At 46.9% G+C, this 15,699-nt stretch carries 17 protein-coding genes and 1 pseudogene; 5 read left to right on the top strand and 13 right to left on the bottom strand.

Translation table 11 applies throughout. The annotated features are described in order from the left end of the window. The 5 genes from CAFE_RS01610 to CAFE_RS01590 all read left to right on the top strand — a co-directional run bounded on the left by CAFE_RS01610 (position 1) and on the right by CAFE_RS01590 (position 4,255). On the top strand, positions 1-1,047 hold the full coding sequence (locus CAFE_RS01610) for an alpha/beta fold hydrolase (protein WP_156989619.1): 1,047 nt from the start codon (positions 1-3) through the stop codon (positions 1,045-1,047). 117 nt (positions 1,048-1,164) lie between these two features. Further along, positions 1,165-2,172 carry a C45 family autoproteolytic acyltransferase/hydolase gene (locus CAFE_RS01605; RefSeq protein ID WP_156989618.1) on the top strand — a complete coding sequence of 336 codons (1,008 nt, stop codon included), beginning with the start codon at positions 1,165-1,167 and terminating at the stop codon, positions 2,170-2,172. Positions 2,173-2,410: 238 nt separating this feature from the next. After that, complete coding sequence (locus CAFE_RS01600) at positions 2,411-3,493, top strand: helix-turn-helix domain-containing protein (RefSeq protein ID WP_156989617.1); 1,083 nt, start codon at positions 2,411-2,413, stop codon at positions 3,491-3,493. A 169-nt stretch (positions 3,494-3,662) separates the two neighbouring features. Then, positions 3,663-3,965: a DUF2089 family protein gene (locus CAFE_RS01595; protein WP_156989616.1), complete on the top strand. Its 303-nt coding sequence runs from the start codon at positions 3,663-3,665 to the stop codon at positions 3,963-3,965. Beyond that, entirely contained in the window at positions 3,962-4,255 is a 294-nt protein-coding gene (locus tag CAFE_RS01590) for a hypothetical protein (RefSeq protein WP_156989615.1), read from the top strand. Before CAFE_RS01595 ends, CAFE_RS01590 begins: the two co-directional genes overlap by 4 nt. A 124-nt stretch (positions 4,256-4,379) precedes the next feature. Here CAFE_RS01590 and CAFE_RS01585 read toward each other — a convergent pair whose 3' ends face one another. From CAFE_RS01585 to CAFE_RS01525, 13 genes and pseudogenes are all read right to left on the bottom strand, one after another. After that, positions 4,380-5,984, bottom strand: a complete 1,605-nt coding sequence (locus tag CAFE_RS01585; RefSeq protein ID WP_156989614.1) for a recombinase family protein — start codon at positions 5,982-5,984, stop codon at positions 4,380-4,382. 102 nt (positions 5,985-6,086) lie between these two features. Then, positions 6,087-6,275 (bottom strand): hypothetical protein, encoded by a 189-nt coding sequence (locus CAFE_RS01580; RefSeq protein ID WP_156989613.1) that lies wholly within the window; start codon positions 6,273-6,275, stop codon positions 6,087-6,089. Beyond that, positions 6,257-7,285: a relaxase/mobilization nuclease domain-containing protein gene (locus CAFE_RS01575; RefSeq protein WP_156989612.1), complete on the bottom strand. Its 1,029-nt coding sequence runs from the start codon at positions 7,283-7,285 to the stop codon at positions 6,257-6,259. The genes CAFE_RS01580 and CAFE_RS01575 overlap by 19 nt, the downstream gene beginning before the upstream one ends. Next, positions 7,285-7,590 carry a plasmid mobilization protein gene (locus CAFE_RS01570; protein ID WP_156989611.1) on the bottom strand — a complete coding sequence of 102 codons (306 nt, stop codon included), beginning with the start codon at positions 7,588-7,590 and terminating at the stop codon, positions 7,285-7,287. The genes CAFE_RS01575 and CAFE_RS01570 overlap by 1 nt, the downstream gene beginning before the upstream one ends. A gap of 379 nt (positions 7,591-7,969) precedes the next feature. Further along, positions 7,970-8,986, bottom strand: a complete 1,017-nt coding sequence (locus tag CAFE_RS01565; protein WP_156989610.1) for an AAA family ATPase — start codon at positions 8,984-8,986, stop codon at positions 7,970-7,972. Between the two features lie 145 nt (positions 8,987-9,131). Continuing rightward, positions 9,132-9,581, bottom strand: a complete 450-nt coding sequence (locus CAFE_RS01560) for a sigma-70 family RNA polymerase sigma factor (protein WP_156989609.1) — start codon at positions 9,579-9,581, stop codon at positions 9,132-9,134. Between the two features lie 519 nt (positions 9,582-10,100). After that, positions 10,101-11,345 (bottom strand): ABC transporter permease, encoded by a 1,245-nt coding sequence (locus tag CAFE_RS01555; protein ID WP_156989641.1) that lies wholly within the window; start codon positions 11,343-11,345, stop codon positions 10,101-10,103. A 3-nt stretch (positions 11,346-11,348) separates the two neighbouring features. Continuing rightward, positions 11,349-12,236 (bottom strand): ABC transporter ATP-binding protein, encoded by an 888-nt coding sequence (locus CAFE_RS01550; protein WP_156989608.1) that lies wholly within the window; start codon positions 12,234-12,236, stop codon positions 11,349-11,351. 135 nt (positions 12,237-12,371) lie between these two features. Next, a complete protein-coding gene (locus CAFE_RS01545) occupies positions 12,372-13,430 on the bottom strand; it encodes a sensor histidine kinase (protein WP_156989607.1) in 1,059 nt (352 codons plus the stop codon). Between the two features lie 29 nt (positions 13,431-13,459). Beyond that, a complete protein-coding gene (locus CAFE_RS01540) occupies positions 13,460-13,975 on the bottom strand; it encodes a VanZ family protein (RefSeq protein WP_156989606.1) in 516 nt (171 codons plus the stop codon). Positions 13,976-14,010: 35 nt separating this feature from the next. Next, positions 14,011-14,706, bottom strand: a complete 696-nt coding sequence (gene vanR, locus CAFE_RS01535; RefSeq protein WP_156989605.1) for a VanR-ABDEGLN family response regulator transcription factor — start codon at positions 14,704-14,706, stop codon at positions 14,011-14,013. A 214-nt stretch (positions 14,707-14,920) separates the two neighbouring features. Next, positions 14,921-15,208 (bottom strand): hypothetical protein, encoded by a 288-nt coding sequence (locus CAFE_RS01530; RefSeq protein WP_156989604.1) that lies wholly within the window; start codon positions 15,206-15,208, stop codon positions 14,921-14,923. A gap of 142 nt (positions 15,209-15,350) precedes the next feature. Then, positions 15,351-15,455: pseudogene (locus CAFE_RS01525) on the bottom strand (DUF3852 family protein); the annotation flags it as partial. Positions 15,456-15,699 lie beyond the last annotated feature (244 nt).

The following is a 15,699-nucleotide window of genomic DNA, read 5'->3' as shown; positions in this document are numbered from 1 at the left end:
ATGTCAATATTCAGGGCTTATACTCCCGCGTTTCAGGATGCGAAGGGAAATCTATTGAAAAACAGCATCGCCGAGATGCGGATGGTGCCGATTGGAAATACAAAGCAGTCGGTTATCATCTGGGGAGAAGACCGGAACAATCCCGTGCTGCTGCTCATCCACGGCGGGCCGGGTTCCGCCGAGACGCCGCTTTTTAGGCATTACAACGCGGCGTTGGAAAAAAGCTTTGTCGTGGTTTACTGGGATCAGCGCGCATGCGGAAAATCTTATACCAAACGGGATGCTTTCTCTCCGCTCCGCGTACAGATGTTTGTACAGGATCTCTGTGATTTGGCGGTGTATCTCAAAGATGATCTGGGCAAAGAAAAAATCTATCTGCTGGTGCACTCATGGGGAACGCTTCTCGGAATTCTGGCGGCAGCGCAGCATCCGGAGCTTTTTTACGCGTATATCGGTACAGGGCAGGTTTCCAGTATGCCGGAAAGTGAGCTGGAATCTTACCGCTTTGCGCTTCGGGCCGCGCGGGAGAAGAAAAATGCAAAAGCTACCCGCGAGTTGGAAGCCATCGGGGAACCGCATAACGGCACCTATGCGCGTGGAATTGCGGGCATCCGCATACAGAGAAAATGGCTCAATTATTTTGGCGGAGCAATATATGGTTCAAAGAGTATGAGTAAGTTTATTCTAAAGTTTTTTACGTCTCCGGAATATAGCCTTACTGATGTCGTCCGCTTCTTCAAGTCGCTCAACGCGCCCGCGAGAAACAAACTCTCTCAGGGAGAATTTCTACAAACAGATTTGTTTGATACGATTCGGGAGATTAACGTACCCGTTTATTTTTTCCTTGGCAGGCATGACTATCAGGTGGCATCCGTTGTGGCTGAAAAGTTATTTCACGCAATAAAAGCGCCCAAAAAGGAACTCGTTTGGTTTGAAGAATCGGCACACAGCGCCTGTTTTGAGGAACCGGAGAAATTTAACAATCTGATGGTGGATATGGTTTTGGCTTCTACCGCTCCGTCAGACCTGCATGAAACTACCGGATGAGTTGATTCGGGCACTTCCTAAAAAATTAATATAGTGCTTGACATAAAATTTTTATTCGATTACGCTTGACTCAAGAGATGACGTCAACTCTCAATTCAATGATTGGAGAGTTAAAAAATGTATCATGGAAGATTTACCGGAACCCACTACGGGGCTGGGTACAAATGGGAGATCTTGCTGCTCAAGAACGGAAAAAAACTCGATCACTGCCCAACCTTTGCGCTTACGGAGGACAAATATGCCTTTGCCGGAGAATGTGCTAAAGAATACCAAAGGTATTTTCCCGAGGTTCTGGAGGAAATCCGAGGTATTGCGGACGGAAACGAGGTGCCTCTGGAAACCCTCCAAGCGCTGCTTTTCTGCATGTACTGCTTCGAGCCTGATCACAAATGCACCTGCTTTGCCTTTAGCACGGAGAACGAGGTCGTCTTCGCGCGAAACAGTGATTTCCTTGTGAGTCTGGAAAAGCTCTACATGAACTGCCTGTATCGTCTTGAGGGTGCTTATGCGTTCAACGGAAACACAACCGCCTTTGTGGAAATGGAAGACGGCGTCAACCAGCATGGGCTGGCTGTCGGTCTGACCTTTGTCTACCCGCATCTGCGAAAGCCGGGCCTCAACGCCGGGATGCTGCTGCGCTGTCTTTTGGAGAAATGCAAAACCACCGCTGAAGCGCTAGAGGCACTGCGCAAGTTTCCCATCGCGTCGGCGCAAACTCTAACCATCGCGGACAGAGACGGTGAAATTGCCGTGGTGGAATGCAACCCCAGAGAGATGGAGGTCATCCGGGCCCGTGCCGGGGAGATGTTCGTTGCGACCGCCAACAATTTTAATTCTGAAAAGATGCGGCCGTACCGAAATCCGGAAATCGACGACTGGCATTCGGATGAGTGCTATCAAACCGCGCGTAATGCGCTGGAGCATAACAAGGATGGCTATTCCGTGGCCTTCGCGGAGGATGTCCTGTCCGGGAAATACGGGTTCATGTGTCAGTACGACCGCAGGCAAAACGCTGATACAGTCTGGTCGGTTGTCTACGACCTTAAGCGGAAGCAAATCTGGAGGGCCGAAGGGAATCCCTCACGGAAACATTTTAACCGAGACGACCGAATGAGGCTGGATTAAGTGATACACGCAGGCTGACACGGGGCAATTTCTTTGATTGCCCGGCGCAGCTTAAAATTGGGCCGCTCCCTTTGCCATGGTTTATCGCGAAAGGCGAAAAGCAGACACCGGTTGAATAATTCAACCACGGGTTAAATTGCAGACGTTGAAAGTCAAACACGCTTCCATTGCGGCCCTTCCGGGAATCGGGTATACTGATACTCAGGAAGGGCCTTCCTCAAGAAAGCGAGGAATCAGAATGGATTTATCTATTGGGAAAAACATTCAGAACAAAAGAAAAGCCATGGGACTGACGCAGGATCAGCTTGCCACGGCACTTGGGGTATCCATTGCGGCGGTATCGAAATGGGAAACCGGCGGTGCGTATCCGGACATTACCCTGCTCGCCCCGATTGCCCGGCTGCTGGGCATCACGGTTGACGAACTGCTGGGCTTCGAACCTCAACTGTCGGAGGATCAGGTCATGGAGCTCTGCGGCCGGTGCACAAAGCTGTTTGAATCCTCCGACTATGAAAGCGCGGTTTCCCTTGCCGAACAAAGCATCCGGGAATACCCCAACAGCGCGTTTTTAAAGCTGCGAATGGGCAATGTTTTTATGATGCACACTCCCTGTGCGCGAACAGAGGACGAAGCCGCCAATTTAATAAGCCGCGCGGAAGTTCTGATGCGGGAGGCGGTCGGAAGCGAGGATATCACAATCCGCGAGGCTGCGTTACACAGTTTGAGCGCCCTTTTAATGCAGCAGGAACGGTACGAGGAAGCGATAAAGGCACTCGACGGCATCCACAGCTCGGAAATTGAGCCGAATCAAATGAAAGTTTCTATCTACTATGCCATGGGGGATTACGAAAAATCAAAACAGGTGGCGCAGTATTTGCTTGCCACGCACGCCTTCGGCTGCAACATCGCACTTGGCACGCTCTCCAAGATTGCAAAAAAGGAGAAGGATTATCCGCTTGCGGTACGGATGGAAAGGCTAAGCCTGAAGCTTTCCAAAATGTTTGACCGGGATCAGATTTACGGTCAGGATTTGAATCATTACCTGATGATCGCGCAGTGCCACGCGGAGCAGAAGCAGGAACGGGAAACGCTGGATTCGCTCCATGAATTTTTGAAGTGCGCGCAGATGCCCGCGGACCATGACGCGGTAAAGGCAAGCCCCTTCTTTGACAGCATCGAACTGAGTGAGACCGCTCAGTCAAAAGGTTACCTGAACCGATGCGTCCGTGAGATGATTAAGGGAAACCCGGCATTTGATTTTTTGAACGGGAATCAGGAGTTTCAGGATATTCTGACGGCGCTGGAACAGCTTCCGGAATAGGGATTGTATTGGAGCAGGCTGGCTTCCTGTTTATGAAGCCAGCCTGCTCTTGCATTTATACGAACGATCAATCAAAATACAATAAAGTTTATTTGTATCTCTGTATTGACTTTAATAATATTTAGTGTATAATAAATATTGTTAAAGTTAATGTAAAGGAAGATATCAATTGGACATCGATAAAATTCCACAGTGGATACTTGCGTTAGAGCAAGAAGATACTGCCTTTCTTAAAAACTTTGTTTTAAAGTCGGGTTCTCTGAAAGAAATTGCGAAATTTTATGAAGTTTCTTACCCGACCGTCCGATTACGGTTGGATAAACTTATTCAAAAAATTGAAATGAGCGATCAGCAGAAAGAAGAACCTTTTCAATCTTTTATCAAAGGTTTAGCGGTTGACTCGCGAATTGATCTGGAAACGGCGAAAATTATAATCGAAAAATACAAAAATGAGAGGGAGAATAGATCATGAATAGTTTTCTTATTGCCGGTGGCATTACTGTTATTTTGTGGATTGCAGAGGATTTGCTCTGCACAAAGCTTAAAAACCCACTTTGGGGTGGAATTATCCCCCTGCTCACGTTAGCTTTCACGATCTATATCTTAGCAACCGGCATGATTTCTTTTAATCTCACATCCTTTATCGTGTTCTTAATCCTTAACCTCTTTATAATAGAGGGGTGGATTACCGGACGAGGAAAATACACAAAGAGACAAAAAGCAGAATTAGACAAGATGAAAGCACATGATATTGATAGTTAAAAGGATGGTTTCTGACTTGCAACAAATATAAGCAGGTCGGCTGAGGTTGACCGCTTGCGCCGACCTGCTTACTTTTTTCTACATTCCAACGACGCTCCAGTCAAACCTTGTATAAAGGCGGTGATTAATCCAGCGCCCCGACAAAGTTGTAAACGATAATGATGCTCTGCTGCAGAACGCCCTCCATCTCGATTTTCTGCCCGACTATGATTTTGTCGATCAGCCGTAGGAGCAGGTCGCGGTCGATTTCCTCCACGTTCATGTACCGTTTGATCAATTCTACCCACCGATGAATATCCTGCTCCGTTTCCTCGGATTTTGCCAGACGTTCGGCCAGCTCACCGGCTAAGCCGTTTTTCTCATTGCGCTCGGATTGGTATCTGTCCACCAGTCCCAGCAGAACCTCGCGGGGGATATCTCCCGCGACCATTTCCTCATAGGCTTTTGCAATCAGCTTGTCAAGCTGGCTGACGCGCTCCCGAAGCACTTGCAGCTTTCGCTCCGCAGTCGCCCGTTCCGAGGTACTGTCGGCGTTCTTCCGGCGTATCAGTTCCCGCACAACCGTATCCTCGTCAAGCAGAATCCTCCGCGCATGCTTTTGAATATCCTCCTTCACAAGGTCTGTCAGAACATGCATCATGATGCGATGCGGCGCGCAGGCGTGGATGCCGCCCCGCGAATAAGTGCAGCAGATGTAGGCGTGGCGGTTATTCATATGTCCGTCCTTGCGGGTGTTGTAATCCCTTGCCATCTTCATGGAACCCCGGCAGTCAGCACACTGAAGCAGGCCGCTGAACAGGGTAACCGTGCCCTCTTTTTGCGAGCGAAATCTGGATTTTTTTCGATTGATTTCCTGCACAGTGTCCCATGTTTCACGGTCGACAACGGCCTCATGGGTACCTTCGCAGCGTATCCAGTTTTCCTGCGGCTTGTCGACCCGCTTGTGATTTTTGTAGGAGATCGATCCGGTTTTGAACTGGACGGTATTGCCGATGTAGGCTTCGTTTGAGAGAAATTCCTTGACAGTGATATCCGACCATGTGTGCGTAACCCTGCGGGGATTCTCTTTGCCGAGGCATTTGTAGTAATAATCACGGGGACTGAGTACCTTTTCCTCATTGAGCGCCTTTGCGATCAGAAGGTAGCTGAGTCCCCGCATCCGCATGTCGAACATACGCCGCACCACCGGAGCGACCGTCTCATCCACGATGAGATGCGCGTGGTTCTGCGGATCGTGCCTGTATCCGTAGGGAGCGTAGGCGCAGAGGTAATTGCCGCCTTTTGCCCTTGCCATCTTTGCACTTCGAACCTTTTTGCTGATATCGCGGCTGTAAAACTCGTTGAATAAATTTTTGAAGGGCATGATGTCATTGTCAGTGTTCAGTGTGTCCACGCCGTCGTTCAGGGCAATGAAACGGCATCCGACAGAAGGAAAAAGGTAATCCGTGTACTCTCCGACCTGAATATAATTGCGCCCGAAGCGGCTCAAATCCTTGACCACAACCAGATTGATTTTCCTGTCCTTCACGTCCTCGACCATCCGCTGGAAGTCCGGACGGTCGAAATTCGTTCCCGTGTAACCGTCATCCACGTAGGTTTCAATCAGCTCCCAGCCCTGTTCCCGCACATAGTTGCCGAGTATGACCTTCTGATTCTCAATGCTCATCGACTCGCCCTCGCGTTCATCGTCGCGGGAGAGCCGGGTATAAATCCCAACCCGGTAATTCATTTTTCATTCCTCCATTCCTTAGGTATATGACCCTGATGCTTGGGTATAGCTACACACAGTACCACACCTTTCCGGCAATAGCTATCACAAAAGCCACCAAAATCAAGGCTTTTTCACAGTTTTGTTCAAAGCCCAATCCATCAGGTTTTTCTTCAGATCGCATTTTTCCTTAAAAATGGAGGTCACCCGGAAAAGGGTTTTTTCTATCTTCACTTCCCGGTACCCGGCATAATGTCTCGGGATAATATTCCTCATGACACGCTCCTTTTCCATCACAATTTTTGACTCCATGTCTGTGTTTCCTCCTGTTCTTCGCTCTGCAGCTTATGTCCCTGCGCCAGCTTTTTAAGCCGTTCCCGCCGCTTCTGCCTGCTGTCAGCGTGAACATAAGGCTGTACCGGAGGCGGCGTGTTGCTCATGTCCTCCAGATCTTTCCCGAGCCGGACGGCATCGGAAGCCACGCTATGCTGCGGATAAATTTGCGACAGCCAGCCCATTTCCGGTTCCGGAGTCTGCGGTGTGAAACCGTAGACGCGCCGGTACTCGAACAGCTTTTCAAGATTTTCCTTGAGATAGGTATCGTCGTGGAGGCTCCGGTCGCGGCACTTCATGCCGTTGGGGCAGGTGAAGGTGATGTACTTCCGGTCATCCCGCCAGCTCACCCGGTAGCCCTCGTACTCCATATTCTGAATGAAATGCTCACGGGTATCACTGTAATACAAGGCATCCTCGATGGCCTTGATGAGCACGAACTTCCAGCTCTCACCCCGCATCGCCGCCCGGTATTCTCCGGCCTTCATGCCCTTTTTCTTTTTCTGTCCGGTGTAGGGTTCCAGCACATTCAGCCCGTGTGCCCGGCAAATCTCATCGTTGACCTTCCGCTGTTCCATCAGGGAAGTAGGGGACTGATGCAGCTTCTTGCCGGTCTTGTGACCGACGCTGTTAACAACAAAGTGGTTGTGAATTTCATCGGTGTCGGTATGGGTAGCCACCAGAACCTCATGACCGGGGAACAGCTTCGCCGCCAGCTCCAGCCCGATTTGGTTGGCCTGCTCCGGCGTGATGCGCTCGTTCTTGTGGAAGGACTGGACATAGTGATAGAAAAACACGCCGTCCGTTTTCCGGAAGTTCTGCTTGGTGGTCATCATCTCTGCAAAGGCAGTCTGCGGACAGCAGTCCAGACCGCTTGTCACCCTGTGCCCATCATGTATGGTTTTGCTGTCCCGCAGGACGTATTGGATTACTCCGTGAAGAGCGCCGCCCGACTGTTTTTTGTTGCGAATACGGTTGAAGGTAGCCATCAGCGTATCCTCCCCGCAAGCTCCAGCAGCACATCACAGACTCTCTCGAACACTCTTGTAAACTCGGTAAGGTTAGTGACGGTGATCCTGCCCATATGGACAAGAGTAGTCTGCTGGTTGAGGTTCCTGCCCACGGCTTTCACCTCGGAGGTCAGCTCCCTGAGACCGTCTATGGTGACGATCTTTTTGTTCAACGCACAGGCGGTGATATATGCGGTCACATTCATTCCGGCCTGCGCCGCTTTTCTCCGGATAACCTCCAGATCGCGCTCGCTGATCCGGAAGGCAAAGTCCTTGTTTTTCATGCATTTCACGCTCCTTTCGTTCCATGGGGTGTGGGGCAGCGCCCCGCTTAAATGCGACCGCCGTATAGGCGGACGCTTTGCTTGCCCCTGCTGAAGCAGGGCATTCCTGTACCCTGAAATCACTCGCTGTAGGTCGAAATTTCCCGTTCCATACGTCTCTCCGTTTTCAGCATATTTATGGTACGGAAACCGCCCCGGAATGCCGCCAATTTTGCCTTCAATTTTCGAGAGTGGTGTACTTACCCTACGTTGGATGCCAAAACGCGACACGGGGGCACACGGGCGGCAACGCGCGTCTGGAAAAGCAAGGTGCGTTACGCTCCGCGTACGGTGTGTACGGCTGCGTACGGCAAATTTGGCACCGGCTCCGGTATCGGTTTTACCCCCCGCTGCCGTACTTGCCGACCGCAACCCGCGTGATTTCAATGAATTTCTCGTTGCGGCTCCGCTTAAAGGAACACCGCCAGCCAAGCTCCGATAGCTGTCCGTGGTGCTTCATTAGCTTCTTGCTCAGCACTGCCGGATAGAGAACGGCTCCTGTCGCTTTTTCTATCGCTTCAGCAAGCTGTGTGGCTGTGCCTGTGAAATCGACAGAAGAAAAAAGCATGAAGTCTGCCACGGTCTGAATGACCGGATCGATAAGTTTTACTTCCTCTGCGGCGCTGTCCGAAACCAGTTTCCAGATATGCGTCGCGGAGTCCAGTTCCAGCACAAGTTTCTGCGACTCGATATCACGCCCGGTGCAGAACAGCGTAGCGCGGCTGTCGGTGCGCTGCTCCCGGTCAAGGATGAACACCGTGTCCACCACACCGGAGAGACCGGTGGTGCCGGAGAGCATGTTCATGGGATCAACGTCCTTCATCTTGCGCAGATGGTGCACACACAGGATGGCGATCTTATGTTTGTAGGCGATGTCGCGGAGGACGGTCAGCTCTCGGTAATCGTTGTCGTACGGATTGGAGTTGTTGCTCTCGCCGCGAATGTTCTGTAAAGTATCAATGACGATGAGGTTTGTGTCGGGGTGTTCGCGGAGAAAATATTCAATCTGTTCCGTCAGTCCGTCCTCCAAGCTGCACGCCATGATGGAGAAGAACAGATTGTCCGGCGCGTCCTCCGTGATATCAAGCAGCCGCGACTGGATGCGCTCATAGCTGTCCTCAAGGCACAGATACAAAGCCGTGCCCTTCCGGCACTGATAGTTCCAGAGGTTTTCTCCCTTGGAAACACACAGGCAAAGCCACAGCATAAGCCATGACTTGCCGGCCTTGGGCGCGCCGCCGAGGATGTGCAGCCCCATCGGGATGAGAGAGGACACCACGAAGCGCGGCGTTTCAAGCTGCGTGTTCAGGAGGGTTTGTCCGTCTATGGTGGTAAGGGGTGTGTATTCATAGCCCACCTTCCTTTCTTTTTCTGCTGTTGATTGCTGCTTCTATCTGAAAAGACCGCCGACCGGCCGTACGCTTCGATGGCGGTCTTAAATTTTCAAAAAACAGTCCCTCACTTCTTAAGAGGAAAATGTGAGGGACTGCACGGAACTATTTTTACTTTTCCAAAAGCTTACGCAGCTTTTTCAGAATTTTGACCTTCCGGTAGTGAAGAGTCATCTGTGGAGTACCTGTCTCCGCCGCCAGCCGACGCTCGCTCTTATCATGGAAAAACAGTTCACGAATCAAATTCTGTTCTTCCGTAGAGAGCGTTTTGATACAAACTATCATTCTTTCAATCATGACGGCATTCACAGCCTTATCCTCAACACTTTCGGATTCCGCTTGAAACTGTCTGTTTGCTTCCAAAAGCATGTCATAGGAAACCTCCCGGCTGGGGATACGGATTACCGATTCCGTAACCTTATCCGTTTTGCAGCGGTCTACCTTCAGATCATGCTGCTGATATGTCATTTTATTGTCGCTTTTTTTCAGCACCTCTACGATTTCATCGCTCAGGCCGGGGTACTTTTTCCGGTAGTCAATCCAATTTCTATATTTAGCCATAAGGCTTGTCCTCCATTTCAAGATTTTTTTGAATCAGGAAAATGAAGAACAGGCGGTGGAGACCTGCAGCCAACGGACCTGCCGTTTCCGAGCAACAAAAAAACGCCCAGCCGGAATAATTCCGAATGAACGTTTACACACTGATATATCCTGTTTTGACGTACTGAAAGTTCTGCTTGAAAGCCGCACTTATCCCCGGATAAAATCGCGCTTTTTAAACACAGTTCAACAACTGAAGAGGAATAAGCATAGATGTCTGCTTCATCACGCCGAGCCGCTGCCCGGCAGCGGCTGATTATTCTTTACTGCATACTGAATGCGCATAAAAACGCCCTCCGAACCCGTAAGTCCGGAGGGATACGATCGTCATAAAGGCATAGAAGTAAACCCGCCGAACTTGCGTTTTTTTTATTGGGCGGGTACGTCTTTTGTTTTTTGATAGGCAAATCCGCGAAAAGCAAAAACAAAATAGCAAGTCTTATATATAATTTTGGTTGCGCAAATAGACTGCCTTTTCTTTCAAGCAACTTGATGTTTACAATAAGTTCGTATTGCAAGGAAAAGGAATACAGGAATTTCAATTACTGCGGCGGCCATTGTGACATAAGGCGACCAAATACTTATTAAACCTATATGCAGAAAATTAAAGCCTGTCAGTTGGTAAAGCAAGCTGTTCTGCATACCGATTCCGCCTGACGGCAAGATAAAAGTAAGCCAATTAGCCCCGGCTGAATAGGTGAATATCGGGAGCAAGCACATTACAATAGCAGTCAGGATAACGGAAATAGAATCCTTGCATTTGGCTGATAGAAATAATGTAAAACTGATGGTTGCCAGCAAAGAAATAAGTCCTCCGGCAGCCAAGACAATCTGAAGCTGTCCTAAATTAATGGCGGGCAGGCTGATAACGGAAAACAGCATCTGCATCGATGTTTTCATGCATTCCGGTCCAAATGCAAGGTTTGAAATCAACAAGTGCAGTGAGATACAAATGACAAAAGCGATTGAAAAAACAGTCAATGCGGCAAATATCTTCACCATTGCCAATCGGGAACGTCCATGCTTGGTGCAGCGCAAAATGCTGTCTGAACCTGTTTGATATTCATTGGAAAACGTAGGTGTGGCAGCCGCTGTGCAAAGGATAACAAGGAGAAAAATAAAAAGTACAATGTAATCAAAAGCATCCCTCGAATATCCGGCATAAAGCTGAAAGGGTGTTTTTACTTCTGTATATTTTTGCAGGGCTTGTTCCTGTGTAGTTGGGTACTCTTTTTGCTCCATTTTCATGATATCTTTCAGGTGCTGCACTGTTTGTTCATAAAAGCTGTCTAATTTATCCGGTGATATATCCATTAAACTTGTTGCCTGACCGGTTTTCGAATCAGAAAATGCTTCCGGCAGTCTTCCCAAAAGCGATTCGACCGGAAATACCTTTTCCGTATAAAGGTCTGCCGGGAAGTCTCCTCTATAAATGCTGTCCTCTCCATATTTTGAAACGGCACTTTGATAGATGTTCAAAGCCTCTTTGAGTTTTTCCGGGGTAACTTCTCCGTTATTGACAGAGCGAAGCGATTTTTTATAAGTAATCGCTTCCAGACCATTTAGCTCCGCTACTTTGTTACCATTTTCGCCATATTGGTTAATATCCTCGAATGTGACGGGAAGCCAAGCCATTACCGCAGACATGAACAGCGCAATGAGCAATAAAATGATAGAACGGCGTGATTTAAGCACGCGTTTTAATTCAAGGCGATAAATACGCATCAATTATTTTCCCTCCTCACGAATTTCCTCTTGCGGGAACAACCATAAATATAAATCTTCCAGACGGGGCGGCGCCATTACAGAATCACTGGTTTTCGCTTCATCTGCCAGATATCGGATAGATACCTGATTGTTGCCCTCACTGCGCTGGTTAATAATGCGAAACTGCATTTCATACATAGGCATCTTTTCGGTAGATACAACACAAGTCCAAACTTTACCTGTAACTTGCTTTACCAATTCGTCTGTTGTCCCTACATCAAGAATTTTTCCGGCTTTCATAATCGCATTTTGGGTAGCAATATACTCAATGTCGGATACGATATGGGTTGAAATGAGAACAATGCGATCATGGGAAAATTCCGAAATAAAGTTGCGGAAACGAACCCGCTCCCCGGGATCAAGACCGGCTGTCGGTTCATCCATAATCAGAATTTTAGGGTCATTCAGCATTGCCTGTGCAATTCCTACCCGACGTTTCATCCCGCCGGATAACTTGATGATTTTTTTGTTTTTTACATCGGTTAGGGTGAGTGTATGCAGCAGGCTGTCAATCTTTTTTCTTGTTTCTCTTGCAGGAACGTCCTTTAGCGCGGCCACATATTCCAAATAATCCTTTACAGTAAAATCCTGAAAGAAGCCAAAGTCCTGTGGTAAGAAGCCGAATAGATTTCTGTATGCTTCTCCCATTGCATGAATGTCCTTACCGTCATAAAGGATTTTCCCGCTGGTTGGATTCAGAATATCTGCAATCATCCGCATTAGCGTAGTTTTACCAGCTCCGTTGGCTCCAAGCAGCCCCCATACGCCCGGCGTAAGGTTTAAACAGACATCATCAACTGCGGTTTTATCCTTAAACTGTTTTCTAAGGTTTGTAGTTGTCAGTTTCATGTCAATTCTCCTTTTTTCTATAATACAATGACAAACGTCCTTGTTCAGTTTTATTGTACTGAACAAGGACGTTTCAAACTTTAAGATGAACAGGATAAATTCCTAAGAAAATCCTAATATCCGATTGATGTTTTCCTAAGACAAAGCCGGAAGGGATACGGTAAATGTAATCGTATCATTTTCACTTTGAACGGAAATTTCTCCGCCGTGCAAACGAACAATCTCGTCTGCGATAGACAACCCAAGCCCTGCACCGCCAGTGTCTGATTTACGGGCATCATCCAAACGGTTAAATTTTTTAAAGATAGCAGATAACTGATCGGGCGGTATCGTGTTCCCATGGTTTTCAAATTTAATTATAACTTTGTCCTGTTCCTTTTGGGCAGAAATCAGAATCTCCGTATCAGGGTAGCTGTATGCAGCGGCATTTTTGAGAATGTTGTTAAACACCCGGGCCAATTTTCCGGAATCCGCATAAACCGTGAGAGTTTCATCAGCATTAAGTAAAGCGGAAATTCCCTTAGCGGATAAGACAGGATAAAATTCATCAATGAGTTGCACAAGCATATAGTATAAATCAACATTTTCTTTCTTCAGCTTAATTTGCTGCGTATTGTACCGTGTGATTTCAAAAAATTCGTTGATGAGCTTTTCCAGTCGCATGGATTTCTTTAAAGCAATCCCAACATATTTTGCTTTCTGTTCTACCGGCATGTCCGGTGCTTCGTCAAGTAAGCTCAAATATCCGATTACGGAGGTTAGCGGTGTGCGAATATCATGAGCGAGATACATGACCAATTCATTCTTTTTGTTTTCAGCCTCTTTTACGGCTTGCTGGCTGAGTAGAACAGCCATTTTAATTTGGTTCATCTGCTTTTCCATGTCTTTGAGCGGTTCGGATAATTCAATGGTGCTGTCATTTGGTTGATATACGGTTTTAGTGGCATTTACAACTTCCTGCAAATATCCCCATGGCTTTTTCCAGTAATGATAGAAAATACAGCAAAAGCCGACAACCAAATATAGAAAATAGATGACTTCAATCCTAAGATGTAGCCACGGAAAAAATGTGTTTGAAAATTGACTAAATCCATAATCGAATAGTATCGCCAGGATATAGCCAACCAAAGTATAGAGGATCAAGGTAATGTAGAGCTTCACACGCAATTTCTTTTCTATACCATTATTCATCATTGATATTACCTCCATTCTTAATACATTTTTTAATTGGATAGCAACAGGACAGCCATAAGCCCTAAGAATAGAACCACAACGATTCCTGCAACAACTGAAATTACCGTATCTGTTTTCTGCTTATCTTTTACCACTTTCAGCAAGAGTGTGTATAGAATAATACCGATTATTCCGCCGGATACGTTGGTTATCAAGTCCGTAATATCTGTACTTCCAATGGTAAGAACATATTGCATCGTTTCAAGAACAAGGCTTGTTCCCAAAATGATAAGGGTTTTATTTCGCAGCTTCATTCTTGGAGTCAGCATAGATAGTAAAATTCCAAAAGGAATAAAAATTAAAACATTATCCCTGACTTCCCTAATATGAAACTGTTCTCCGACGGATGTAGAATAATGAAAGGGTATCAGATTGACACTTCTTATATGGTCTATATCACTCAATGTAAATTGCAGCTTAAACAGTATGACCCATACCAATATCACTAAATAAAGTACGAATAACACGGAAACAATGGCTTTTAAGCGTTTTCTTTTTTTCTCCATAGCATGGTTTTTCCTTTCCTCATGTCGTGTGGCAGTTAAATTTTATAACCCACGCCCCATATTGTTTTGATATATTTGGGTTCCTCTGCAGTGTCACCCATCTTTTCACGCAAATGCCGGATATGAACAGTGATGGTATTATTGCTTTTACTGTAATACTCATCCTTCCATATTTCATGGAACAGCTTCTCGGAACTTACAACCGTTCCCTTGTTCTGAAGCAAAATACAGAGTATGGAAAATTCCGTTGGTGTAAGCGAAACAGGATTTCCATTGAGCAGACATTCGTATGTTTTCGTGTTTATCTCCAAACCGGCATAACACAGAACCGGGCTTGTATCTAAATCTTCTTTGACAGGGTTGTACCTTTTGTACCGGCGCAGCTGAGCCTTTACTCTGGCAATCAATTCGAGAGGGCGGAACGGTTTTGTAACGTAATCATCAGCACCTAAAGTTAAACCTGTAATTTTGTCGGTTTCCTCATCTTTCGCGGTCAGCATAATAACCGGAAAAGTGTATTGTTCACGGATTTTTCGACAAAGGTCAAATCCGTTTACTTCTGGCATCATAATATCCAGAATAGCAAGGTCAAGCTCCGTGCTTTCTAAGCAGGCAAGAGCTTCCTTAGCTGAATAATACTTAAATACGGCATAGTTTTCATTTTGTAAATAGACTTCTATCAAGTCCGCAATATCATGTTCGTCATCTACGACAAGAATTTTATCATTCATGACTGTCTCCTCCTTTCGGGCATATCTAAGGTATTTTATTATTATATCAAAGGCAGCTTTCTTATTTATGATTTCCTGCATGAGAAATTCCTAAGATTTTCATAAGATTAGGGTTTCTGACTTTTGTTTTCTACGTTCTGAAATGCCCCATTTATCAGCAATGGTTAATACAAAAGCCCCTACCTTAGGTAAGAGCTTCTGTCCGGTGTTGGTTTTATAATGCGCCGAGTTTTTTAAGCAGTTCTACACAGTCCTTCGCACCCTGTACATAAAGAAACGCACATTCTTTATCCGCTATCAAATTGGTTTTAACAAAATAATCCTCCAGAGTCTGCTGTTCGTCCTTCGGCAACTTGGCGGTAATATCCCGCGCACGTTCACTAAGTTTACCAACCTCAGCATAAGGTTGCTGCTCTTCCTCTGAAAGATTTTCACGTCGGTCTTCCAAAGCTTTTTCAGTGAGCTCACGAACGACCATTTCAATAATATCTTCCTTGCTCATTTATAAAATCACCATCCTTTTAGAACACAATAAAACAATCTACAGCAAAAGTCGATACCTAAGTAAAATATTTTCCCGCATTTACAAGGCGAGAACAGGCCATCCGTTACGCAGATGATCCTGCTCTCTGGTTTCACCGTCTTTATGCGAGGATTGTCCAAATGTACAGCGGCGCCGTCAGCGTGAACACCAGACAGGCAAACAAAATTGCGGGCGCCGCCCACTCGAATTGTCCGTGCTTTCTGTGTGGGCTAAGTGCCCAGCGCCTTACCATATTCCTATGGCAGGTTTCCGAACACTCGCCCCCGAACCGTGCTTGCACCTCTCGATGCACACGGCTCTCCACTTGTTAATTCAGTTTTCCTCACTGCTGTGGTTCTGTAAACTGCTTAACATATTGATTGGATTTCTCATGGTGTATCACACACCTTCCTTTCTCTATTGTTAAGATAACAAGCTGCCGCCCTTCGCCATGTATGCGGCGTTACCGC

The organism is Caproicibacter fermentans, assembly GCF_009746625.1.
In the GTDB taxonomy this organism is placed as follows: domain Bacteria; phylum Bacillota; class Clostridia; order Oscillospirales; family Acutalibacteraceae; genus Caproicibacter; species Caproicibacter fermentans.
This window is presented reverse-complemented; position numbering and strand designations above follow the sequence as displayed.

What these genes read in the sequence shown, in the direction of transcription:
- CAFE_RS01610 (WP_156989619.1), top strand. Translation starts at nt 1, where the DNA reads ATGTCAATATTCAGGGCTTATACTCCCGCGTTTCAGGATGCGAAGGGA.
- CAFE_RS01605 (WP_156989618.1), top strand. Translation starts at nt 1,165, where the DNA reads ATGTATCATGGAAGATTTACCGGAACCCACTACGGGGCTGGGTACAAA.
- CAFE_RS01600 (WP_156989617.1), top strand. Translation starts at nt 2,411, where the DNA reads ATGGATTTATCTATTGGGAAAAACATTCAGAACAAAAGAAAAGCCATG.
- CAFE_RS01590 (WP_156989615.1), top strand. Translation starts at nt 3,962, where the DNA reads ATGAATAGTTTTCTTATTGCCGGTGGCATTACTGTTATTTTGTGGATT.
- CAFE_RS01585 (WP_156989614.1), bottom strand. Translation starts at nt 5,984, where the DNA reads ATGAATTACCGGGTTGGGATTTATACCCGGCTCTCCCGCGACGATGAA.
- CAFE_RS01580 (WP_156989613.1), bottom strand. Translation starts at nt 6,275, where the DNA reads ATGGAGTCAAAAATTGTGATGGAAAAGGAGCGTGTCATGAGGAATATT.
- CAFE_RS01575 (WP_156989612.1), bottom strand. Translation starts at nt 7,285, where the DNA reads ATGGCTACCTTCAACCGTATTCGCAACAAAAAACAGTCGGGCGGCGCT.
- CAFE_RS01570 (WP_156989611.1), bottom strand. Translation starts at nt 7,590, where the DNA reads ATGAAAAACAAGGACTTTGCCTTCCGGATCAGCGAGCGCGATCTGGAG.
- CAFE_RS01560 (WP_156989609.1), bottom strand. Translation starts at nt 9,581, where the DNA reads ATGGCTAAATATAGAAATTGGATTGACTACCGGAAAAAGTACCCCGGC.
- CAFE_RS01555 (WP_156989641.1), bottom strand. Translation starts at nt 11,345, where the DNA reads ATGCGTATTTATCGCCTTGAATTAAAACGCGTGCTTAAATCACGCCGT.
- CAFE_RS01550 (WP_156989608.1), bottom strand. Translation starts at nt 12,236, where the DNA reads ATGAAACTGACAACTACAAACCTTAGAAAACAGTTTAAGGATAAAACC.
- CAFE_RS01545 (WP_156989607.1), bottom strand. Translation starts at nt 13,430, where the DNA reads ATGATGAATAATGGTATAGAAAAGAAATTGCGTGTGAAGCTCTACATT.
- CAFE_RS01540 (WP_156989606.1), bottom strand. Translation starts at nt 13,975, where the DNA reads ATGGAGAAAAAAAGAAAACGCTTAAAAGCCATTGTTTCCGTGTTATTC.
- vanR (WP_156989605.1), bottom strand. Translation starts at nt 14,706, where the DNA reads ATGAATGATAAAATTCTTGTCGTAGATGACGAACATGATATTGCGGAC.
- CAFE_RS01530 (WP_156989604.1), bottom strand. Translation starts at nt 15,208, where the DNA reads ATGAGCAAGGAAGATATTATTGAAATGGTCGTTCGTGAGCTCACTGAA.